Annotated in this window: 20 protein-coding genes and 2 pseudogenes; 10 read left to right on the top strand and 12 right to left on the bottom strand. The window is 65.5% G+C overall.

The genetic code is table 11. The annotated features are described in order from the left end of the window. Positions 1 to 9: 9 nt before the first annotated feature. Positions 10 to 1,224: an NAD(P)/FAD-dependent oxidoreductase gene (locus AKJ09_RS22875; protein ID WP_146649333.1), complete on the bottom strand. Its 1,215-nt coding sequence runs from the start codon at positions 1,222 to 1,224 to the stop codon at positions 10 to 12. Positions 1,225 to 1,338: 114 nt separating this feature from the next. Further along, positions 1,339 to 1,998 carry a hypothetical protein gene (locus AKJ09_RS22870; protein WP_146649332.1) on the bottom strand — a complete coding sequence of 220 codons (660 nt, stop codon included), beginning with the start codon at positions 1,996 to 1,998 and terminating at the stop codon, positions 1,339 to 1,341. 23 nt (positions 1,999 to 2,021) lie between these two features. On the opposite strand from AKJ09_RS22870, the gene AKJ09_RS22865 reads away from it, so the two are divergent. Then, complete coding sequence (locus AKJ09_RS22865; RefSeq protein ID WP_205633781.1) at positions 2,022 to 3,029, top strand: multiheme c-type cytochrome; 1,008 nt, start codon at positions 2,022 to 2,024, stop codon at positions 3,027 to 3,029. Here the strand turns inward: AKJ09_RS22865 and AKJ09_RS22860 are convergent. Next, a complete protein-coding gene (locus tag AKJ09_RS22860) occupies positions 3,020 to 3,721 on the bottom strand; it encodes an MYXO-CTERM sorting domain-containing protein (RefSeq protein WP_169927769.1) in 702 nt (233 codons plus the stop codon). The genes AKJ09_RS22865 and AKJ09_RS22860 overlap by 10 nt on opposite strands. Positions 3,722 to 4,573: 852 nt before the next feature. Here AKJ09_RS22860 and AKJ09_RS22855 point away from each other — a divergent pair. Next, positions 4,574 to 5,131, top strand: a complete 558-nt coding sequence (locus tag AKJ09_RS22855) for a helix-turn-helix domain-containing protein (protein WP_146649329.1) — start codon at positions 4,574 to 4,576, stop codon at positions 5,129 to 5,131. A gap of 253 nt (positions 5,132 to 5,384) precedes the next feature. Here the strand turns inward: AKJ09_RS22855 and AKJ09_RS22850 are convergent, their stop codons facing one another. Together AKJ09_RS22850 and AKJ09_RS54970 are read right to left on the bottom strand one after the other, a co-directional pair. Continuing rightward, complete coding sequence (locus AKJ09_RS22850; RefSeq protein WP_146649328.1) at positions 5,385 to 6,842, bottom strand: HNH endonuclease signature motif containing protein; 1,458 nt, start codon at positions 6,840 to 6,842, stop codon at positions 5,385 to 5,387. Positions 6,843 to 7,099: 257 nt separating this feature from the next. Further along, positions 7,100 to 7,339 carry a hypothetical protein gene (locus tag AKJ09_RS54970; RefSeq protein ID WP_240488562.1) on the bottom strand — a complete coding sequence of 80 codons (240 nt, stop codon included), beginning with the start codon at positions 7,337 to 7,339 and terminating at the stop codon, positions 7,100 to 7,102. On the opposite strand from AKJ09_RS54970, the gene AKJ09_RS56215 reads away from it, so the two are divergent. After that, positions 7,235 to 7,564 (top strand): hypothetical protein, encoded by a 330-nt coding sequence (locus AKJ09_RS56215; protein ID WP_420814282.1) that lies wholly within the window; start codon positions 7,235 to 7,237, stop codon positions 7,562 to 7,564. The genes AKJ09_RS54970 and AKJ09_RS56215 overlap by 105 nt on opposite strands. Here the strand turns inward: AKJ09_RS56215 and AKJ09_RS22840 are convergent. Further along, complete coding sequence (locus AKJ09_RS22840) at positions 7,561 to 8,487, bottom strand: LysR substrate-binding domain-containing protein (protein ID WP_146649326.1); 927 nt, start codon at positions 8,485 to 8,487, stop codon at positions 7,561 to 7,563. The two genes, AKJ09_RS56215 and AKJ09_RS22840, sit on opposite strands and share 4 nt — an antisense overlap. A 56-nt stretch (positions 8,488 to 8,543) precedes the next feature. On the opposite strand from AKJ09_RS22840, the gene AKJ09_RS22835 reads away from it, so the two are divergent. After that, a complete protein-coding gene (locus AKJ09_RS22835) occupies positions 8,544 to 9,434 on the top strand; it encodes an oxidoreductase (RefSeq protein WP_275936641.1) in 891 nt (296 codons plus the stop codon). A gap of 191 nt (positions 9,435 to 9,625) precedes the next feature. On the opposite strand, the gene AKJ09_RS22830 is transcribed toward AKJ09_RS22835, so the two are convergent. From AKJ09_RS22830 to AKJ09_RS22820, 3 genes are read right to left on the bottom strand one after another with little or no spacing between them, the layout of a single operon-like run. Then, positions 9,626 to 10,012: a hypothetical protein gene (locus AKJ09_RS22830; protein WP_146649325.1), complete on the bottom strand. Its 387-nt coding sequence runs from the start codon at positions 10,010 to 10,012 to the stop codon at positions 9,626 to 9,628. Between the two features lie 10 nt (positions 10,013 to 10,022). After that, positions 10,023 to 10,514, bottom strand: a complete 492-nt coding sequence (locus AKJ09_RS22825) for an antibiotic biosynthesis monooxygenase family protein (protein WP_146649324.1) — start codon at positions 10,512 to 10,514, stop codon at positions 10,023 to 10,025. Beyond that, positions 10,511 to 10,828, bottom strand: a complete 318-nt coding sequence (locus AKJ09_RS22820) for an antibiotic biosynthesis monooxygenase family protein (protein WP_146649323.1) — start codon at positions 10,826 to 10,828, stop codon at positions 10,511 to 10,513. The genes AKJ09_RS22825 and AKJ09_RS22820 overlap by 4 nt, the downstream gene beginning before the upstream one ends. A gap of 154 nt (positions 10,829 to 10,982) precedes the next feature. Between AKJ09_RS22820 and AKJ09_RS56210 the strand changes: the two are divergent. Beyond that, positions 10,983 to 11,072 (top strand): annotated as a pseudogene (locus tag AKJ09_RS56210) (LysR family transcriptional regulator); the annotation flags it as partial. Between the two features lie 251 nt (positions 11,073 to 11,323). Next, positions 11,324 to 12,166 (top strand): hypothetical protein, encoded by an 843-nt coding sequence (locus tag AKJ09_RS54960; protein WP_240489011.1) that lies wholly within the window; start codon positions 11,324 to 11,326, stop codon positions 12,164 to 12,166. 54 nt (positions 12,167 to 12,220) lie between these two features. On the opposite strand, the pseudogene AKJ09_RS22805 reads toward AKJ09_RS54960, so the two are convergent. Beyond that, positions 12,221 to 13,102 (bottom strand): annotated as a pseudogene (locus tag AKJ09_RS22805) (LysR substrate-binding domain-containing protein); the annotation flags it as partial. Positions 13,103 to 13,237: 135 nt separating this feature from the next. Here AKJ09_RS22805 and AKJ09_RS22800 point away from each other — a divergent pair. Both AKJ09_RS22800 and AKJ09_RS22795 read left to right on the top strand, forming a co-directional pair. Then, positions 13,238 to 13,951, top strand: coding sequence for an ankyrin repeat domain-containing protein (locus AKJ09_RS22800; protein WP_240488560.1), 714 nt, complete (start codon positions 13,238 to 13,240; stop codon positions 13,949 to 13,951). Beyond that, positions 13,951 to 15,204: an amidohydrolase family protein gene (locus tag AKJ09_RS22795; protein WP_146649321.1), complete on the top strand. Its 1,254-nt coding sequence runs from the start codon at positions 13,951 to 13,953 to the stop codon at positions 15,202 to 15,204. The genes AKJ09_RS22800 and AKJ09_RS22795 overlap by 1 nt, the downstream gene beginning before the upstream one ends. Here AKJ09_RS22795 and AKJ09_RS22790 read toward each other — a convergent pair. Continuing rightward, positions 15,156 to 15,614, bottom strand: a complete 459-nt coding sequence (locus AKJ09_RS22790) for a GFA family protein (RefSeq protein WP_240488558.1) — start codon at positions 15,612 to 15,614, stop codon at positions 15,156 to 15,158. The two genes, AKJ09_RS22795 and AKJ09_RS22790, sit on opposite strands and share 49 nt — an antisense overlap. A 103-nt stretch (positions 15,615 to 15,717) precedes the next feature. On the opposite strand from AKJ09_RS22790, the gene AKJ09_RS22785 reads away from it, so the two are divergent. Further along, the gene (locus tag AKJ09_RS22785) at positions 15,718 to 16,341 is read left to right on the top strand and encodes an ABC transporter substrate-binding protein (RefSeq protein WP_169927766.1); all 624 of its coding nucleotides are present in this window, start codon (positions 15,718 to 15,720) and stop codon (positions 16,339 to 16,341) included. 720 nt (positions 16,342 to 17,061) lie between these two features. Then, a complete protein-coding gene (locus AKJ09_RS22780; RefSeq protein WP_205633780.1) occupies positions 17,062 to 18,036 on the top strand; it encodes an alpha/beta hydrolase family protein in 975 nt (324 codons plus the stop codon). Between the two features lie 102 nt (positions 18,037 to 18,138). Here the strand turns inward: AKJ09_RS22780 and AKJ09_RS22775 are convergent, their stop codons facing one another. Continuing rightward, positions 18,139 to 20,922 carry a carboxypeptidase-like regulatory domain-containing protein gene (locus AKJ09_RS22775; protein ID WP_146649317.1) on the bottom strand — a complete coding sequence of 928 codons (2,784 nt, stop codon included), beginning with the start codon at positions 20,920 to 20,922 and terminating at the stop codon, positions 18,139 to 18,141. Positions 20,923 to 21,141 lie beyond the last annotated feature (219 nt).

The raw sequence follows: 21,141 nt of genomic DNA, 5'->3' as shown, positions 1-21,141 counted from the left end.
CCTCCGATTCTACGCGCTCAGCTGCTTCGGCGTTCGCGTGGGGAGCGCGCGAGAGGAGTCCACCGGCCGCGCCGAGCCCAGACCGGAGAACCATCGCTCCGCCTGAAACAGCGTGATCACCGAGCCGGTGATGGCCTCCTTCACCCACGCCCCGAGGCGTCCCGTGACGGGCAGGTTCCGTAGGGTCCCGTCGTTCCGGCGCGTGTCGAGGACGCCGTCCGCGCGGCCGAGACTGATGGGCAGCCCGCTCGAGATGAAGGCGAACGGGCGCTCCTCGCGACCGAGCGCGGCGGCGGCGACGTTGTCGCCAACGCGGAGCCCCATCGGACAGGCGGCCTTGCAGGACATGTACAGCGGGGCGCCAGGCGGGTCCGATTGCATAGCCATGTCCCCCGCCGCATAAATGCGAGGATGCGAGACGGAGCGGAGGCACGCGTCGACGAAGACCTGCCCGCGCTCGTTGACGGAGAGGCCAGCGTCACGCGCCAAGGGCGGGACGACGAACCCTCCTGTCCACACGCACACGTCGAAGCCGACCCGACTGCCGTTCCCCATCTCGAGCACGCGGTCGTGCACGCTGCGTACGGGGATGTTCTCGAGGACGTCGATCCCTCGCCGGGCAAGGGCAGCGCGCACGTACCTTGCCCCCTTTGGTGACATCCCGGTGCCGACACCGCTCGCAGTCACGAGCGACGCGCGGATCGTCGGGAAGCGCTCGACGAGCTCCGTCACGACCTCCACTCCGCACAAGCCGCCGCCGCACACGACGACGTGCGGACGCTCTCCGCCCGCGGTGACTGCGAGCTGGGAGATCGCTTTCGCGAGAGCCGTGGCGCCGCGCGTGTGCACCTCGTTGGCGTCGAGTGTGAACGCGTGCTCGCGAACGCCCGGCGTGCGCTCGACCTCCGTCCGGCTTCCGAGAGCGAGGACCAGGCGATCGTACGGGAGGGCGCCCCCCTCCAGCGCGACGATGCGGCGCTCCGGATCGATTCGTTGAACGCGCGCATGCTCGAAGCGAACGCCGGTTCCGGCGAGGAGAGACGCGATCGACCAGCGTCGAAGCGACTCCCCCATCGCGTGCTGATGGAGGCGAATGCGCTCGACGAAATGGTCGTCCGCGTTGACCAGCACCATCTCCGCGCGGCCCCGCGCCCGCCGCGACGCACGAAGCGCCGCGAGCATCCCTGCGTAGCCAGCGCCCAGAATCACGATTCGCTCACTCATGCCACACCTCCATCGCTCGTCGCCCCAAAGACGAGTGAGGGGGGCCCGAACGTGACAGCCTTCGACCGGACACCTCGAAAAGTCCGGAGGCGTCGGTCGAGCTTGGTCAGAGCGTCACGCGCGCGCGTCCGCGAGGGCCTTCGTCCAGCCTTCCTGGGTGATGAGCGGATCCTTGGCGGGCAGGCCGAGACTCTGCTGGTAGGCGAGCGCCTGCTCGCGCGTCATCTCGCCGATGAGCGCAATCGCGCTCCATCCCGCGTCGATCATGCGACACACCACACAGGCGCTCTGGACATAGAGCTTCCCGTCGCTCACGCAGGCGCTCACGATGTTCGTGCCCGACGTCTCTTTCCCGCCCTTGCCCACGGGGATGAGCTTGCACGGCGCGCTTCGCGCGAGCGAAACGGTGGTTGGGTCGGTGACGACCGAGACCCGAGCCTTCGTCCCGCACGGGCTCACCGCAGGCGCGGGCGACGGGCGCTGGGACGGAGCGGCCTCGGCCGTGGGACATGGGGCGCCGATCACGAGGGGCGTCGCATCGGGGCGCCGCCCCCACTTCGATGGCCCCGCATCGATGCTCGTCGCCGGAGCAGGCGCATCGCCGATCGCCAGCTCGCCCGTCACGTGGGCGCTCGGTGCGGGCGGTCCTTTCTCGACCGCCGCGGCCTTCGGTGGCTCGTCGACGACGGCCGTCCGACAAGCAAGCGTGGACAAGGTCGAAAGCGTGAAGACAAGGGCAAGCCGCGTGAGCCCGTTGGACGGTGCGATGCGCATGGAGAGAGCGTAAGGTCCTCGTGTTGTTCTTGCCAACGCTCTCCGCATGTCGGCTCGTCGTGGTGATGGTCGGGTTCACCGGCGCGCTCATGACGCTCGCGGCGTGCTCCGGGCGCCCGGTCGTCGTCGGGCGAGCGACGTCGGCCGACCCGCCACCACAGAGTGCCGACGTGGTCGCGCGAAACGTCGCGTGCGAAGGGTGCCACCTGGAGATCGCCGAGGAATGGCGTGCCTCGCTCCACCATCAGGCCCACGCCGATCCCGTGTATCAACGCGCGTTCGCGCTCGAGCCGATGGCTTTCTGCACGGCCTGCCACGCGCCCGAGGCGAACGCCGAGGATCCAGGACCGAGCCCCAGGCACGCGCTCGGCGTGGCGTGCGTCACGTGTCACACGATGGCGTCTTCGCATGGCGCCGTCGGTGACGCCCACGCGGGCAAAGCGGCCGAGACGACACGAACGGCCGAGTGTGCTTCCTGCCACGAATTCACGTTCCCGCAGAGCTCCGAGAAGCTTCAGCTCACCGCCACCGAGCACCGAGCATCGCGCGCGGCCGACGTCACCTGCAGCGCGTGCCACATGCCCCGCGTCTCGAAGAGTGGGCGCGCGCACGCGAGCCATCGCTTCGATGCTTCACGTGATGCGACCTTCGTGCGAAGCGCAGCGCGCGTGACCGCGACCCACATCGAACGCCGCGTGACGTTCACGTTCACGCCGGAGCGCGTGGGACACGCCTTCCCGACGGGCGATCTCTTCCGGCGTCTGCGCCTCGTCGTCGAGCTCGAGGGACGCACCGTCGAGGCCTTCCTCGGGCGGAAGACGAAGCGCGCCGAGAGCCCCGCGTCGGTCAACGCGTCCGACGATCGACCGTTCGCGCGAGGAGAACCTGCCATCGTCGACGTCGACATCGGCGAAGATTCGCGCCCGCGCGCGTGGCGGGTGCTCTACGAGCGCGTGGAGCACCCGACAACGCTCGACGAGCGCGAGGCGCAAATCGAGGGCGTGATCGAGGTCGCCTCGGGTCACTTCTGAATCTGGGCTTGGACGCTTCGCCTTCGGCGAAGGGTCGCAAGAGCGCCAAGAGTGAGCACGAACGGCGTCATCGACGTGGACGTGCCGTTGGTCACTTCGCAACCTGCCGCTGCCGAGCTCGATACGGGTGCCCCGTCCGTGCTGTCCCTCTCAGACGCGGCCGCGGTGATCGCGGCGCTACCACGATCCGCATTCGGCTCGCCGCTGGTGACGTTCGCTGGTGACGTCCCCTCGAAGCCCGGACCTTTGACCGTGATGCTCGTCTCGCCCGACGTCGGCCCCGATGCAGGCGTTGGGCCCGTTGCCACGAGTTCCCCACACCCGCCGACGTAAAGAAGGTAGTGAACTGCCGAGTCGAAGGGACGATAGCCAAATCGCGTGGGGTCGAGCATTTGTGGAATGCTCCAGTCCGAGCTCACGACCACGACGAAGTCTGCGAGCGGGGGCACCATGAACGAGTACGGGAGTGGGGTGGAATACGTACCGCCGCCATGGCCGTCATCACCGAGATAGTTTTTCTGGACGTCGGTTGGCTCGAACGAGCCGAGGTACGCGGTGCTGTGATGCGGCGGAACGCGACCGTGAGGACCTACGTCATTCTGGGAGAATACGACGACCCCAACGCACGCCGCTGACGTCGACCGGTTCTTGAACGTATGCGCTCGGTAAGGGAACGGTGTCGAGACGTCCACCACCGGAGGAGCAGTCTTCGGCGATGAGCAGGTCGACGCGGTACCGTGTTGTAGATTCAGTTCCAGACGGCCGACCTGGGTAGCGTCGTTGACCGTCAACAGGTCGTCCACGTCCGGAGTACGTGGGTCCCACGTCAACTCGTTGAACGGGTCGAAAGAACCGTGACAGCTCCGGGGTGTCGCCGCGCGGGCCGCCCCTGACCACATGAGAAGACAACCCCCAATCGACGCGAGCTTCATCGATGCATGCGGCATCTTCTTCACTGCCCTCGAGAAGATGCAAGGCATCAGCCTGACGCGACAGTCGAGCTCGGGAGCACTCCCGACTGGGATGGAACGTCGCTGTGATCGGACGTCCGCGGTGCTTGGCTAGCCTCCCGCGTGCTCGCTCCTCAGGGCGTAGGCGAACAAGATCTCCAAAGTGCGTCACTGTTTCGACGAGAGCAGTGGCTTTGCCCTGCGGAGCTCGTCACTATTTCGACGAGAGCAGGATACCTGCCCTCCACGGCTCATCGCTGTTTGGACGGGAGCAGGTCACCTGCCTCCGTCCGCGCAGCGCTGTTTGGACGGGAGCAGGTCACCTGCCTCCGTCGACGCAGTGATGTCATGACGGGAGCAGGTGGGCTGCTTCCGTCATCACATCCGTGTATGGACGGATGCCTCCACTTGCCATTCTTGCCGGATCACTGACGGGACGAAGGCAGCGACTCGACAGTTATCGCGCATTGCTGTCGTGACGGAGGCAGGTGACCTGCATCAAAGCCGCACCGACGGGCAAGACGGAGCCACTGCCAAGCCAGTCACTGTCTCGACGGCCTCGCCCGAGAGCAGCTGCTTGGCTACTCTTCGCGGATGGTTCGTCGATATCGCCGTCCCGACTTTCGACGCCGGCGCCGCCGCGGCCCACCGCCTCAAGAGGGTTGGCTCATCTCCGAGCTGGCAACGCTGGTCGGCGTCACGCCGCGGACGATTCGCTACTACCTGCAGAAGGGACTTCTTCCGAGCCCGACGTTCTACGGCACGGCGACGCGCTACCAGCGCCCCGCACTGCTTCGAGCGCTCTCGATTCGGCACATGCAGCGCGACGAGCACCTCTCGCTCGATGCCATCAAGACACGCCTCGCACACATGGCCGCGGAGGAGATCGAGAGCTACGCACTCGCAAAACTCACGAGCGGCCCCGCCGCGACGGCACTTGGTGTCGAACGACCGGCGATGGCTAGAACGGTCGCAACGACGTTCGCCGAACCGGAGACGCCACCAAGCTATGCGAGCGTGAAGTGGGACGTCGTCCAGCTCCTGCCGGGCCTCTCCCTCCTCGTCAAAAGCGACGGCAGCCCACTCGTAAAGAAGCTCGCCCAGCAGATCTACGATCACTGCGTGGGCGCGGCCCAGCCCGCACGCACCTGAAAGTGCTCTGATAACGAGCGTCGTTGGACGGCAGATGAGAGGGAATCTCACAGGAAGGGCGCAAGGGCGGAAGATTCGAGAGGATAAAGAGTAGAGCATCGGCGCCCTGCGGACTCATCGCGTGCATCGTTGCCTTGCCCCCGGCCCTCCCGAGTCGACGTTGCGCGTGGCGGCTCGACTCTCGATTCGCACGAGACCGCTTTTGACGGCGCCAAGGCGGCGAGCGCAAGTCAGCGACGTTCTCATGAACGACTCATGTGAGGATGCCGAGGGCTTCACGAACGAGTGTCTCCATCGGGCGTCGCCACGGCTCATCGCACTCCTTGCGGTCGATCACGAAGAGGGCGCGGTCGGCTTCGGCGCCACGGAAGCCCAGCGTCAGCAGCGCGGCGCGCACGTGCTTCCGCGCGTCGTCGTCTCGCGTCTGCTCAGGCGCGACGTGGCTCGCCTCGAGAGCGAGGCCCCCGATGGGTGACGGCGACGCCGTGGTGGTGGTTGCTTCGAACTTTCGCCGGGAGAAGTCCGCCGGTCCGGCGGACGGTGCGCTGCGATCTGCCCTTCGCGAAGAGCGCTCTCGGGACGTCCGGATCCGGGCTTCGAAGTGTGCGCGACCGAACACGCGCTCGGCAGCGTCACGGTTGTGCGCTCGGCATAGGACGCGGAGGTTCTCGGCCTCCCCGCTGCCGCCGAGCGCCCGTGGCGTCACGTGGTCGAGTTCGAGAAACGAGCGCGCCGGACACCGTTTGCCGTCTTCGCCGACGAACGAACATTGCATACCGTCACGCTCGAAGGCTTCCCGCCGGGCCGCACGCGTCACATATCCGTGCTTAGCCGACGGCTTGCGAAGGCGCGCTCGCGAGGTCGTCCCCAGTTTCTGTTTCGAGAGTTTCTCGATGAGCAGGTCGACGGCTCGCTCGACGATGACCCCGAGATCCCCGCTCGGATTCTGGTGACTCATGAGAGCGCGCGCGAGCTCCAGCTTGTCGCGAAGAACCTCGTCAGCCGTGAGTTGTACTTTGTAGCGCCGCTCCGCGATGGCCGTTAGCTGCGGTGGCGGCACGCGGCTTGGCGTGTGGGAAGCCGTCGTGAACACTTCTCGAGACGAGGCGGCCGAGGAAGACGGCCGGCGCTCCGGCAGTTTCCGAATCGACGCTCGGACGTCGGGCTTCGGCGCCATTCGCGCCACGAGCTCCTCGACCTCTCGTTTCGTCTTACCGCTCGCGGAGGCGATGAGCTCGTCGACATTCGCTTCCGTCAAAAGGTCACGCAGAAGCACGAGACTCGAGAGATGGATTCGTCCCGAGGCAATGGCATGTAGCAGCACTGGGAAACGTCGAACGAGACGCGCCGCCGTGAGCCGCCGAAAGGCTTCTCCCTCGCTGAAGCCGAGCCTGCGTGTGCAAAGGTCGAACATCGACGAACATCCGAGCTCGAGATGGATCCGGCGCTCTTCGATCTCGACGAGATAGACGATCACCCTCGCGAGGGTCTGCCGCTCCGCGCCGACGAACGACTTCAGATCGAGGAGAATCTCTTCATTCGACAGGTTTGCGAGCAGTCTCGGCGCCACATCCGTACGGACGCAGCCTCTCGCCTCGTCGACCGTCGGCTCTCCTCCACCGCGAACCTCTCCGCACAGCCATTCGCCCACGGTCTGACGCCACGCCTGCCCGGAGAGCGGCTGGCCCTCGACCTGATCCCGTTCGCTCATAGGCCCCTCCCTCGTCCCCTCGCCCCGGCGAGCTCGGAGCCTGAAAACCTAATCACAGAACATACATTCGCAAGCGGCAAATGCCCTGCTTCCAGAAAACTGAATTCACAATACCGCACGATGCAGTGATCGGTTCATCGCTCTTGAGTTCGAGCGCTTCATCGTGCCTCCGCGCCGCTCGGTACGACGCTTCGCCCCCGCCGTGTAGACCAAGATGAGCAGCGACGACCGATAGCGCCGAACCGCGGTCATCAAGATCAGTACAACGTGGCCAATCGCTCGGATGACCCGCCGGTCGCCGGGAAGCGTTCGAGCGTGACGGCATGCAATGTTCGTTCGTCGGCGAGAACGGCGAACGGTGTCCAGCGCGCTCGTTTCTCGAAATCGACCACGTGACGCCCCGGGCGCTGGGCGGCAGCGGCGAGGCCGATAACCTCCGCGTCCTTTGCCGAGCGCACAACCGTGACGCTGCCGAGCGTGTGTTCGGTCGCGCCCATGTCGAAGCGCGGATCCGCAGTCTTCGTAAGGGTCCCTCGCTCCGAGGCGATGGGAGCACGCCGTTCTCTGGACCGGCCGACTTCTCCCAGCGAACGTCCGAAGCAACGAGGGTAGGCACCCTCCTCGCGATCGACCGAAAGAAATGCGAATGGCAACGACGACAGCAAGCCCAGGGGCCCAGCGCCGAAGGCCTCCGCGAAGGGACCGGCATTGCCCTTCGTTAGAGCGGACGACGCGCTTGCACCTCGCTGGCCAGGCCGACGATCGCGTCGCGCACGAAGCGGCATGCGGGGTCGACGTCGAGGGCGGTCGGCCAGAGGAGGTCGACCGAGCTATCGCGACGAGCGAATGGGAACTTCGCGATTCGGAGGTGTGGTCGGACCGTGAGGATCTGTGAGGCCACGGTGTTCGGAATGGTCGCGACGAGGCGACTTCCGTCGACGATGGCGCCGATGCTGGCGAAGCTCGCCACCGAGCAGCGCACACGACGTTCGCGGCCGAACGTATCCTCGACGATGCCGCGAAGGTCGCCGTTGTACGAGACGATGATGTGGTCTTGCGCGAGGTAGGTTCGCTCGGTCGGCCGCGTGCCCAGGCGGACGAAGCGTGGGTCGAAGACGCAGACGAAATGCGTACGCAGGAGCGGACGACGCACGATTGACGCGGGAAGCTCGCCGGCTTTGGTGACGGCGATGTCGATGCGGCGGGTGGAGAGGGCTTCGCCCACCGTACGAAACTGGACCGTGCTCGACACGACGCGCATGCGCGGTGCTTCGGTCTCGAGAAAGCGGAGCAGCCGAGGGAGGAGCCACTCGTCGACGATGTCAGCGACTCCAATCCGGATCGTACGTTCCGACGTCTTGGCGTCGAAACGCGCGGGCTGGAGCGCGGTCTGCAGGAGAGCATCGAGGAGCGGGCGAGCTTCGGCGACCAGGCGTGCGCCACGCTCCGTGAGCGCGACACCACGACCATGACGGACCACAATCGCTTCGCCGATGGCCGACTTCAGGCGACCGAGCGCTGCGCTGGTCGCTGATTGCGTGAGGTAAAGACGCTTGGCGGCCTCGGTGACCGAGCCGGTGTCGGCCACCGCAATGAGCACGGGGACCAAATTGAGGTCGAGGTTCCTCGTATGAACCAGGTTCATGAGTCCTATCTATACTATTCACTGGTTCGATTCTCGCCGTGCCGTACGTTCAGGCCATGTCCAGCACACGAACGATGCCGCTCGGCGGCGAGTTCACGTTTCCCGGCACCTCCATCAAGGTCAACCGCCTCGGCTACGGCGCAATGCAGCTCGCCGGCCCGGGGGTCTTCGGTCCACCGCGCGACGTCGATGCGGCGATCGCCGTCCTGCGCGAGGCGGTCACCTCAGGCGTCAATCATATCGACACGAGCGACATCTACGGTCCACACGTCACCAACCAGATCATCAAGAAAGCCCTGCATCCCTACCCCGACGGTCTCGTCGTGATCACGAAGGTCGGCTTTCGTCGCGGCGACGACAAGTCCTGGCATCCTGCCTACTCGGCGAGCGATCTGACCTCCTCGGTCCACGACAACCTGAAGAATCTCGGTCTCGACGCCCTCGAGATCGTGAACCTTCGGTGCGGCACCTCGCAGGGCCCAAACGAGGATTCGATCGCGGAGCGGCTCGCCGCCTTGCTCGATCTCAAACGCCAGGGTCTTGTCCGCCACGTCGGTCTCAGCAACGTCACCTTCTCGCAATACGAAGAAGCACGGGCCATGACGGAGATCGTGTGCGTACAAAACCTGTACAACGTGGCCAATCGCACGGATGACCCGCTGCTCGCCGAGCTGGCAAAGGACGGCGTGGCCTATGTGCCATTCTTTCCACTGGGTGGCTTCTCACCGGTGCAGTCATCGGTGCTGAACGAGGTCGCCGTCGAGTTGAACGCGACGCCGATGCAGGTCGCGCTCGCGTGGCTCCTCGAGCGCTCGCCGAACATCCTCCCCATTCCTGGCACGTCGTCGGTCGAGCACCTCCGAGAGAACCTCGCGGCCGCGAAGCTGCAGCTCTCGGCAACGATGATCGCGAAGCTCGACGGAATCTCGGGGCAATCCGAACGCTGACGATCTCGCGTGGCGTTCACCGCGTTCGCGAGCGCTTCGAGAGCTTGCCTGTCGCGAGAACGAAGTTGTCCCCGTCTTGCACGTCTGCGGCGCCGACGAGAGCTCGGCAGTGTTTCCGTTGACCGAGAGTGTCCAGAAGCAGCCGTCGGCGGTGACGGCCTGGATACGATGCTCGGCGACCTTCGTGATGATCACCGAGCCAGCGTGTAGCTCGATCCGATGACACGGTTGAAGCAGGTCTGCGACGCCGGGCTCAGCTCTGCGCGACCATTTTGCAGCGCGAACGTCCACGTACAACCTTGGTCCGTCGTTGCGGAAAGACGGCCGTCCGTTTGGGTGAGATCCATCCAGCCGATCTGAGGGAGCGCGAGCGAAAATCCGTCGGGGCACTCGAGGTGACCGACGTTCGTGTCGTCCTCCACGTTCGGCTGCACGTAGTTCCACTTGCCGCGCCAGGTTTGCACCATCGCGCTCGCTGGGCTGACGCTGCTCCGGTTCGTCCCCTCGTGGCATGCGTTCGTCAGTGAACACGCGACGAGCGCGAAGCCCGTCACCACCTTTCCTCGCGTCGACGTCATCGGCGAATCGTCACTGCAACGAAGGCGGAGCGTGATAGCTGCCGACGGAAGCGCTGACGCCCCAGCGCGCGATCGTCGCCTGCATGTCGAAGCCAGTGCTTCGGTAGTGTTCCCGAACCTTCTCGCCGGCGTTCTTCATCGCCTCCGGGCTCTGCCAGACGGCGACCGTCACGATGTTGAAGGTCGTCGGTCCGCTGGTCTTCTCGAAGACAGCGTGCCCCTGGAAGCCCGGCTGCTTCTGCAAAAGCGCGATGTTTTCGTGCAGCTTCACTTCGAACTCGGCTCGAGACTCTGCCGGCACCGAGAAAGAGTCGATGCGAACCTCCGTATTCGGGTTCGATTGCCAATCAATCGTGAGCGCCTGGGAGTGAGTCTTCGTCGAGCGGGGCACGCTGGACTCCTGCGCAACGAGCGGCTCGCTCGCCCGTCCGGCACCTGCGCATGCGCATGCGGCGGACGAACAGACAATGGCGGCGATGGATACGAAAGACCGGCAATTCATTGGGATTCGACTCCCGAGAAGTCACCCGTCGTGTACGCCTCCTCGTAGAGAGAGGGGCTCGACGACTCCACGAACGCCCTCAGCGTCTGCAAATGCTCTTTGAAGGCGGGGCGCTGCTGGATCTCCTCTTGCGCGCTCTTCGACCGAAAGACGCTGACGAGGACAGCCGATTCCCCGTCGAGACTTCGATACATGCGACCTCCGATGAGGCCGTAGTCCGGCAGAGACGCGGCGAATCTCCGTTGTGCGTCGATGAACTCATCCATCTTTCCAGGTTTGATCCGGAGGCAATTGATGACGGTCAGTGGCTTCATCGAAATATCATCGATGGGGAATACATCCGTGATTCCTCACCACGAGAAACGTAGTCCGGGCGACCAAACCCAACCAGTGATGATCCGTGAGGTCTATGCTCACGGATCGTGAGCTTGACCCAAATCGATCTCAATCTGCTCGTGGTGCGAGTCCGTGCTCGAGGGGCGGAGCGTCGTGCGAGCGGCGCGACGGCTCCACCTGACGCCCTCCGCGATTAGCAACTCGCTCGCGCGGCTTCGTCTCGCCCTAAACGATCCGCTGGTCATCAAGAGTGGCCGAGGCATCGTACCGACGCCGCGTGCCGCCGCACTTGCTCCGGCCCTCGGCCGTGCGCTCGAAGACCTCGAGCATGCGATTCACGGCGACACGTTCGACCCCGCGTCGACCACGGATCTATTCACGTCGTCACCGCATGACTCGCGGTGTGCAAGGGATGTCCGCTCTGCGCCACACCGAGACTCGACGGCGCTGGGTATCGGCGGTATCCATCGAGCATGTCGATCGATGCGCGATACAGCAACGAGGCCTTCGACAATGCCGCCGACGCCAACGAGCTCGCCGAGCAACTCGACCAAGAGCTTCTCGCTCGAATGCGAAGCGCCTCCGATCCGAAGGCCGGGTTGTCGGCGATCGTGTCGGACCTCGAGGCGATCGGACACCATCTCGCCGAAGTCAGCAGCAGTGGACATCGCATCGTCTTCCGCGCCGATCACGAGCATGGCTGCACACTCACACTCCTCTATGGCCCGCACGACAGGTCCGTTCGCGCCCGTTTCTCCTATCGGCGCCACATGGGAGCCTCGATTGACGACCTCTGCCCGTGGACAGGAGCGGACGGCGGCGTGCAAGCGACGGTCAAGGCGTTTCTCGACAGCGCCGACCTGAGCGTCACCGATCTCTTCGGCAAGAAGCCGAAGGTGCTCGTTCACCGTGGCGACGTCCACGTCGAGAAGGGATTCGCGACCTATGCTCAGGGCAATGGCGTCTTCGTCATCGACGGGTCGTTGAACGTTGCGGGGCCGCTCGTATTCACCGCGTCGGACCTGCATACCGTACTCATCGTGACCGGCAATCTGCACGCGACGCAGCTCGCGCAGATCTCCGACACGCAGCTCGGCGTCGGCGGAACCACGACCGTCGACGGACTCTTGTGGCTCGACGTGAGCGACGCAGGATTCTCCGTCTTCCGTGGCCCGGTGTCGTCGCGAGATCGCTTCGTAGGAGCTCGCAGCGCGGCCCAGTTCGAGCAGGGTGTCACCGGTCGCTTCCTCGAGGAGCCAGGGCTCGACACCGACGCCGTTCTCGCAGCCCTGGCGGAGGGGAAGTCACCCGTCTAGCCCCGAGGGTCGAGAACGAGGGCGTCTCGTCCGTGAAGCTCGGACACCGCCGCTTCGTTTGCGTGACGTGGACGCGGCGCGTTCGGCCGCCAGCTCGGAGAGTTTGTCGCGCAGGCTCCTGGCGGCGGCGCCGAGATCGGAGCGGGCGTAGAGCACGAGCTTCAACCCGGCGACGACGGGGAAGCCCTCGTCCTCGCCCAGCACGCGATGGCCGGGCTGGACGCTCCCCGCGGGAAGCAAGCTGACGCCAAGGCCGGCGCCGACGGCCGCGCAGAGGCTGGCGAGGCTCGTACTGGAGTAGCTGATTCGCCAGGCACGCCCGCAACTCTCGAGGGCGTGGATCATCTCCTCTCGATACAGCGCTCCCATGGGGAACGCGACGAGCGGCAGCGGCTCCTTCGCCTTGTCCGATCGCTTGGTGACCGGCTGCGCGGCGCTGTCGATCCAGGAGAGTGGCTCGGGCCAGCAGGCGTGGGCATCGGCGTCGGCGGCCCACTGCTTGACCAAGAGCAGATCGAGCTCGCCGTTTCGGTACAAGCGGAGCACGTGGTGGCTCAAACCACTCTCCACCTCCAGGCGCAGGCGTGGCCGCTCCGCGGCGAAGGTCGCGAGCAATGGGACGAGCGCATCAGCGCCCAGATCTTCCGGTACTCCAAGACGCACGACCCCATCGCTACCGGCGGGGCCCAGCGCAGCGGACGCCTCGTCGGCCAAGCGGAGGAGTCGCTGCGCGTAGCCAAGCAAGCGCTCGCCCTCTTCCGTGGGCAAGACCTGACGCTGGTCGCGGTTCAGAAGTTGGCACCCCAAGCTCTGCTCGAGGCGAATGATCTGCTGACTGACGGTCGACTGGGTGAGGTGGAGGCGCTCGCCAGCTCGGGTGAAGTTCCCCGTTTCGACGACGACGACGAAGCTTCGGAGCAGGGAGAGGTCCATCATTCCGGTGCGCTCGAGCGAAGGCGCGAACGGGTACCCCGCGCCGCCAGCCATTCGATTTGCCACTGGTAACCATTCTACCATTTCGTTTCACGATGAACTGATCGGGCCGTAGGTTCTTCGTCAGGAGGTCGAGCGATGGTCCTCTCGAACGTTTGGTGGGTCATGGTCATGACGCTTTTCACGATGGCCTGCGCGAGCTCCTCCGGAGCCGGGAACGGCAGCACTGCAGGGGACGCCGGCACGGCAGGCGACGGCGCAACGCCCGAGGCGCTCTTGCGAGCCGCGCAGAAGGGCGACGCGACCACGGTCTCCGAGCTGCTACGCCAGGGAGCGCCGATCGACGCGCAGGACGCTGGGGGTAACACGCCGCTGCTGCTGGCGACCTCCAGCAACCGGGTCGAAGCTGCGCGCGTCCTCATCGAGGCCGGAGCGAACGTCAACCTCCAGAACCGCATGCTCGACAGCGCCTACTTGCTGTCTGGAGCCCAAGGGAGTCTCGAAATCCTGCGCATGACCTTGAGTCACGGCGCAGATCTGAAGAGCACGAACCGCTTCGGCGGCACCGCGCTGATTCCTGCCTGCGAACGCGGCCACGTGGAGGTCGTGAAGACCTTGCTGCAAGCGGGTGTCGAGCCGAACCACGTCAATCGGCTGGGCTGGACCGGCTTGCTCGAGGCGATCCTGCTGAGCAACGGCGGGCCACCTCACCAGGCGATCGTGCGCCTTCTGATTGATGGCGGCGCCGACGTCAATCTGGCCGACGGAAATGGCATCACGCCGCTCCAGCACGCCCGCGAGCGCAAGCAAGATGCGATTGCCAAGATGCTCGTCGCCGCAGGGGCTCGCTGATGGAGGACCCCGCCGTGAGGTTGACGAACGCAACGCTGCCCGATGGTCGCCGCGCAGACATCCTGCTCCGCGACGGGCGTATCGAATCGATTTGCGATCACCAACCGAATACCGAAACGAGTGATTCTGCAAAAGAGGAAACGATTCCGCTCGACGGCGCCTTGCTGCTCCCTGCCCTGGTCGACGGTCATTGCCATCTCGACAAGACGTTCTTCGGAGTAACTTGGCAGCCCCACCGCCGGGCGGGCTCACTTCGCGAGCGCATCGCGGACGAGCGAGCCATGCGCAAGAGCATCGGCGTATCGGTCACCGATCGAGCGACCGCCCTCGCCCACCGCATGGTGTCCCTCGGCACGGGTCACATCCGCTCGCATGTCGACATCGATCCGGAAACGAAGCTCGATGGTCTGCACGAGCTGCTCGAGGTGCGTGAGGCTCTTCGTGGTCGGCTCGGTATTCAGCTGGTCGCATTTCCGCAAAGCGGAGTCGTCACCGCTCGGGGCGTCGCCGATCTGCTCGATGCCGCGCTCTCGGAAGGGGCCGATCTGATCGGCGGACTCGACCCGGCCGGATTCGACGGTGACGTCGACGGTCAGCTCGATGTCGTCTTCGGACTCGCCGACTGGCACAACGTTGGGATCGACATCCACCTTCACGACGGCGGCGAGTTCGGCGCTCGTCAACTGCAGGCCATCGCCGAGCGGACGAAGGCGTTGGGGCTCGGTGGCAAGGTGACCGTCAGCCATGCCTACGCGCTCGGACAAATCGACCACGACGAGCTCAATCGCACGGCAGCCGCTCTCGCGGGAGCCGGCGTCGCCATCATGACGAACGGCCCCAGCCGATCCATGCCGCCGCTACGGGTGCTACGCGAACACGGCGTCCGGGTCTTCGCCGGCTCCGACAACATCCAAGACGCCTGGTGGCCGTACGGAACCGGGGACATGCTCGAACGCGCGACCATCCTCGGACTCCAAGCCGAGCTGATGACCGACGACGATCTGAAGTACGCATCTTCCCTCGTCACCGACTCCGCGGCCGCCGCGCTCGGACTCACCGATTACGGCTTGAAGCCAGGCTGCCGCGCCGATCTGGTCGCGATCGCAGCAAGCAGTGTCCCCGAGGCAATCGCCGCTCATCCCCAGCGCCTGCTCGTGATTCACGGCGGGCGCGTCGTGAGCTCGGCAACGGGGCAGCCCGCGGATCAAGGCGAATCGTCGAATCGTAGCAAGCCGTCGTCCGCGACCGCGTAGTAGTCGCCTTTGCTGGCGACGAAGATATGGGCCTTCGATTGAAGGTTCGTCGGCTCGTCCAGCGTTCCGACGCAGAAGGCAATCTTGGGGAGATCGGCCTGGTCGAAGAAGAGGCTCGAGCCGCACTCGGCACAAAAGCCACGACGGACGGTCGGTGAAGAGACGTACCATTTCAGACATCGCTGCTCGGTGAGCACGAAGTCCGCGCGATCCACTGCTGCGTAGGCGCCCAGGTGGCCGTGCCATCGTCGACACATCGAGCAGTGGCAATAGGTGACACTGGTCGACGCGCCTCGTAGCTCGTAGCGCACGGCTCCGCACAGACAGCCGCCCGCGATCATGAACCGTTCCCCATCGGTATTGCCCTTCGCATGGTCACCCCAGACTTGTACCGCGGTGCCCGAGCGCATGCGTCGGAAGTTGCAAAAGGACTTCTCCCCGCGGGTGAAAGGAGCCGGCGCTGTCCCTGACCCGCCCGAACGCCGTGCTAGCTTCGGGGTGGAGACGCGTGGGATGATCGCTCGTCGTACGTTCGTCGTCGGTCTTGGGTCGTTGCTCTTTGGTGTTCCGCTCTCGGCTTCGGCCCAGAAGAAGGAGGGCCCGAAGGACAAGGACAAGACCAGAGACGAGTCGGATCAAGTCGAACGAGTCGTGAAGCAGCTCGTCGCGGCCGTCCGCGAGGGCCGCGACGATGACGCGCGGCGGTTGATCGACTTCCAGAGCCAAGCCGAGTTCATCTTTGGCGCGGACTGGCCGAAGGCGACCCCCGCCCAGCGAGACGAGTTCCTTCAACGGTACGGGCGCGTCTTCGGGGCGACCATGTTCCCGAAGGTGCGCGACCACTTCAAACAGGTCTCGTCCATCACCTACGAGCAGGCCGAGGTCGTGGGCACCGACGCGCACCTCAAGTCCACCGAGTTCATCAAGCAGCCCCCCAAGACGCAGGAGCTGAAGCTCGAATACGTCCTCAAGAAGAGAGGGCAGTGGCGGGTTTTCGACGTCATGTTGCTCGCGGGCTCGATCCTGACGCTCGTCCGTGACGACATCGTGCGTCCCGTCCTCCAGACACGCGGTTGGGACGGCGTGATGACCGAGCTCCGGGCCAAAGACGCCGCGCTGTCCGCCCCGAAGCCCTGACCCGACCGGCATGATTCGGGCGAATAGGCAACCGTAGGCAGGTCCGGACGTCCAGCGCCAACTCTCCGTTGGTGGTGAACCAGCAGATTTCCGAGAGACAGAGAAAAGAGAACGCCGGTTCACATACGAGTCGTGACCATCCCTGCGACGTTGCGCGGCCGATGACTCGAAGAACCGGTCGATCACATCAAAAGCGCCCGGGCGCGGACCTTGCTCTCCGGGCGCGGAATGTCGCTCCGATTGGCGTGTAGGGCAATTTGAAGCCGCATGGCGGTTCGTGCACGAAGAGAGCGGTGTGCGCGGTCGTCCCGTGTCCGTAATCACTTTGCGCCATAAGCAGAGTCGTTGCGCGCACGAAAGCGGCTTCAAGTCATCACTCGTCAACGACGACGCATTGATTCACAACGACTGTCATCACCATTGCTGCGCGAACATTACAAAAGCGCACATCACATGCGCAAATCCAAATGAGTTTCACGAATGAACATTAAACAACTAGCAACATTGTTTCTTCTTTGCGGAGCCAGCGGCTGTCAGGTAGCCGCCGCGGAGGACCCTCCGTCGACCACGACGGCAGCGTCGTTGTCGCTGGCGCCCGCGACGCCGATCGAGCTCACTCTTCCCCCGCCGACCGGCCCTTCTCCGGTAGGTGTAGTCTCGTTGCACCTCGTCGATCGGTCACGGCCGGACCCCTGGGTGCATACTCCGATACGAGAGCTGATGATCAGCCTCTGGTATCCAGCGAAGCACGCGCGTCATTACCCCATCGCGCCGCTGCTTACTCCGGGCGCCGCTGCGCAGTTCAAGAGCGATTACGGCCTGCCGCAGGATGCGGTCGTCCTACCGGCGTCGCACGGCCACGAGGGGGCGCCCGTCGATCGAGGCGACGACGATCGGCTGCCCGTCGTGCTGTACTCGCACGGCTTCAACGGCCTTCGCTCGTTCAACACATTGGTCGTCGAGGAGCTCGCCAGCCGTGGATATCTGGTGGTCACCATCGACCATACCCACGAGGCGGCGGAGGTCGAGTTCCCTGATGGCCGCGTCGAAGTGAACGCGACAGGGCCCGGGGACGATCACGTGTACGCGGCGTCGGTCGACGTGCGTGTGGCAGACGTCCAATTCGTGCTCGATCAGTTGGAGGTCATCGCCAGAGGCGGCAATCCGGACGTCGAACGGAGGGCGCTGCCGGCCGGTCTTCGTCACGCGTTCGACTTGCGCAAGATCGGCATGTTCGGTCACTCCCTCGGTGGCGCCACGACGAGCTCCGCGATGTTTGCCGATTCGCGGATCAAGGCCGGACTCAGCCTGGATGGAGGCGTCTTTGGCCCAGTCATCGATGCCGGCTTGGATCGACCGTTCATGCGCGTGAGCAGCCCTCGCGGTCATCGAAGTCTCCAGCCGCGCGTCGCTTCTTTCTGGTCTCACTTGAGCGGCTGGCGCCGCGATCTGTACATACCGTCGGCGGGCCACCTCACATTTGGAGACTTCCAGCTGTACTATTCTCCACTCCTGCCGCTGCTGAACCCGAGCGACGAGGACATCGAGTCCGACGTCGGCTCGATCGAGGCCGAGCGCGTGGTGGCCATCCAGCGCGCCTACCCGCGGGCGTTCTTCGATCTCCACTTGCGTCACCGCGGCCATCTGCTTGATGCGCCGTCGCCCGCGTACCCGGAGGTGCTCTTCGTCCCGTAGTCGACAAGCCGCAGTACGTCGAACACGTCGCGGACGACCTCGAGGACCGCGCAGCCGAAGCACGTCGGCTGACGCGGTCCTCTCCCCATTCCTCGTTCACGCCTAGTTCACGACGATGCCGCCGCAGACGTTCGCCGTACCGCCACCACCGCAGGTCTGGGGCGCGAGGCACGGCGGGCAGTGGGTGATCCCACCGCAACCGTCGGCGACGTCACCGCACTGCGCTCCGGCCTGCTCGCACGTCCGTGGGGTGCACGGAGGCGCCCCGCACTTGCCGTTCACGCAGGGCATTCCGGGCGGGCACGCGCAGGTGTTGAGGCCGCCGCAGCTATCGCCGACCGGACCGCACGCCGAGCCAGCGGCCGGAGTCGGACAGCTCGTCGCGTTGCACGTGCCGACACCGCACATGTTCGCCCCGCCTGCGCCGCAGACCTGGCCGGGCGCGCACGGAGGACAGTCGAGAGAGCTTCCACAGCCGTCGGCGATCTTCCCACACTGGTTGGGAGCGCAGACCTTCGGAGTGCAATTGGGCGCACCGCACTTGCTGGGCACGCCACCGCCACCGCACGTCATGCCTCCCGTGCAGTCCGGGCAGGTGATGACGTTGCCGCAACCGTCACCGGCCTGGCCGCACTCGATCCCCTGGGCCGCGCAGGTCTTCGGCGTGCAGGTTGGCGGGGGCGGCTGCGGGACGGTGTTGATGCAGGATGCGAGGTCGAACAGCATGAAGGCGAGAACCTTCTCCTGTGCGCTCATCGCGTTGCTGTTGCACTCGGACGGGAAGACCGCGTCCTGCGTCGCGCTGTTCGCCGTGACGTGGAAGTCGCTGTAGAGAACGCGCCCGCACTGCTGCGCCGGCGGCTTCGTGATGTCGGTGTTGAAGGTGTAGTGCTGGACGCTCGCGACGTTCGGCGTGACTCCGGCCGTCGTTCGAAGCCAGCCCTGACCGCCGGAGAAGACCGGATCGTCGACATCGTGGCGCGCCTCGGCGATGCTGATCTGGGGCGCGGGCACGTACGGCGGCATGGTCGCAGGCAGCGGGGCCAGCAGGCCGCCGACCGACGGTTGATTCAGCCACTGCGCGAAGGCGACGCCCTTCGGGAAGGAGGTATCGAGCGACGCGGTCGCGGTCGTCCACTGGGCGCCGTTCGCCGGGGTCCAGTCGGCGGTCGTTGCCCACGGGAACGGCGCGCCGGCTGCGCCCCAGGGCGGCGGGTTCGGAACCGTGGTCGAGAACTTGTTGTAGAGCCACACGTAGCTGAAGTGCGTCGCGTACACGCGGCCGCCCTTGTTGGCGTAGTTGAGGAGGTTCGTCCTCGCCGAGACGGGCTTGTTCGCCTCGCTTCCTCGGCAGGCGAATATCGTCATGTCGTATTTGTCGAGCTCGGCTTGCGTGTTGTAGAGGTCCGTGGCCGGAGGCGTGCCGATGCCGCTCCCGACGCAGGTTCCCCTGTTCTTCTTTGGTCCGCAGGCGTCGCCGATGCTGTTGCACGTCGAGCCGTCCGAACTGCAGCTGAGGCTGACCTTCGAGATGACGGCGCCGTTGTCCTGGTAGAGGCGGATGCGGCCGGTGCCGGACGGATTGGTGAACTCGCTATCGTCGATCCCGATCTTGCGGAAGACGCACTCGAGCGCGTCGACGTTGCCGGTCACGATCGCGGTGAGCGGGATGTCGCCCTCGGACTGATTCCTTGGCAGGCTCGATTGGCCTGCAGCGACCAGGGTGTTCCCGCACGCCGTCGTCTGAACGGTGAACTGCTTGCGCCAGCGGCCTAGCTGGATGACGACGGGGATGTCGTTCACCTTGCCCGGATCGGTGCTGCTGACCGGCACGTTCGCGAGGAAGAACTTGCCGTCCGGTCCGGTCGTCGCGGTGACGAGCGCATTGCCGGAGGCCCCGCCGCACTGCTCGCACGTGACGCCCGGGGTAAACGCGTTGACCGCTCCGTTCGGGACGTAGACGAGCGCGCCGTAGATCGGCAGCGTACCGTTCGGCGCGAAGACAGTTCCGCTGATGCTCGTCGTGCCGCCGCCGGGACACGTCGTCTGTTGCTGGCAAAGGCCGGTGCACGGCGGACCGCCGTTGTTCCCGCAGACGTTCGCGACGCCGCCACCACCGCAGATCTGACCGGTAGGGCAGGTCGTTCCGCAGCTCACGATGCCGCCGCAACCATCCGCGATTGGTCCGCAGTTGAGGCCCGCGGGACACGCCGTCAGAGGCACGCAGGCCTTGCCACACTGACTCGGAACGCCCGCGCCTCCGCAGGTCTCGCCCGCCGCTGCGTTGCAGGTTCCGCACTGAATGAGATTTCCGCAACCGTCCGCGACGGGACCGCAGTTCGCGCCGACGTCGGCGCACGTGATCGGCGTGCAGACAACACCGCCATCCGCGCCGCCGTCCGCGCCTCCGAGGTTCGTTCCGCACTTGCTCGCTCCGCCGCCACCGCAGAACTCGCCCGCGCCGCACGTTCCGCACGACGCGATGGTGCCGCCGCAACCGTCGCCGGCCGCACCGCAGTTCTGACCAAGGTCTGCGCACGTGAGCTTCGTGCACGCGGGGATACCGCACTGGCTCGGTGTCCCGCCGCCGCCGCACGTCTTTCCGTCGGTACACGTACCGCAGTCGACGATGCCTCCGCAGCCGTCGCCGATCGGACCGCAGTTGGCCTTCGCATCGTCGCACGTGAGCTTCTTGCACGCGGTGCCTGGCGCCGTGTCGGCGTCCACCGCGAACGCGCCCGGAGGCCCCCCCGTGCCCGCTTCTTCGATATCAGGCGTGTTCGCCGGAAAAACGCTTGGATCTCCCGATGAGCCACACGCGTAGATGACCGCGCTGATCGACGCGACAACGCCAAAGGAACGCACCGTCACATGCTTCGCTGGCATGACTGCCCCCCCTCCAAGCTCGGACACCGAGTCAGCTCGGTAGTCGCCCAGCGAGCCAGCCTAAGGCGGGCTCCCAGCCCAACAATGGGCTACTGGAAAATTGGAGGGAGGTCGTCGTACCCCGCCTACTCTGCCTTCGGTCGCTCCCCACGCCGAGTGCCGCATGAACATCGAGCTGACCACTCACTCGGCGACACGGTCTCGTCGTCGTGCGCGCGC

Origin of the sequence: Labilithrix luteola, assembly GCF_001263205.1 — a bacterium.
GTDB lineage: Bacteria > Myxococcota_A > Polyangia > Polyangiales > Polyangiaceae > Labilithrix > Labilithrix luteola.
This window is presented reverse-complemented; position numbering and strand designations above follow the sequence as displayed.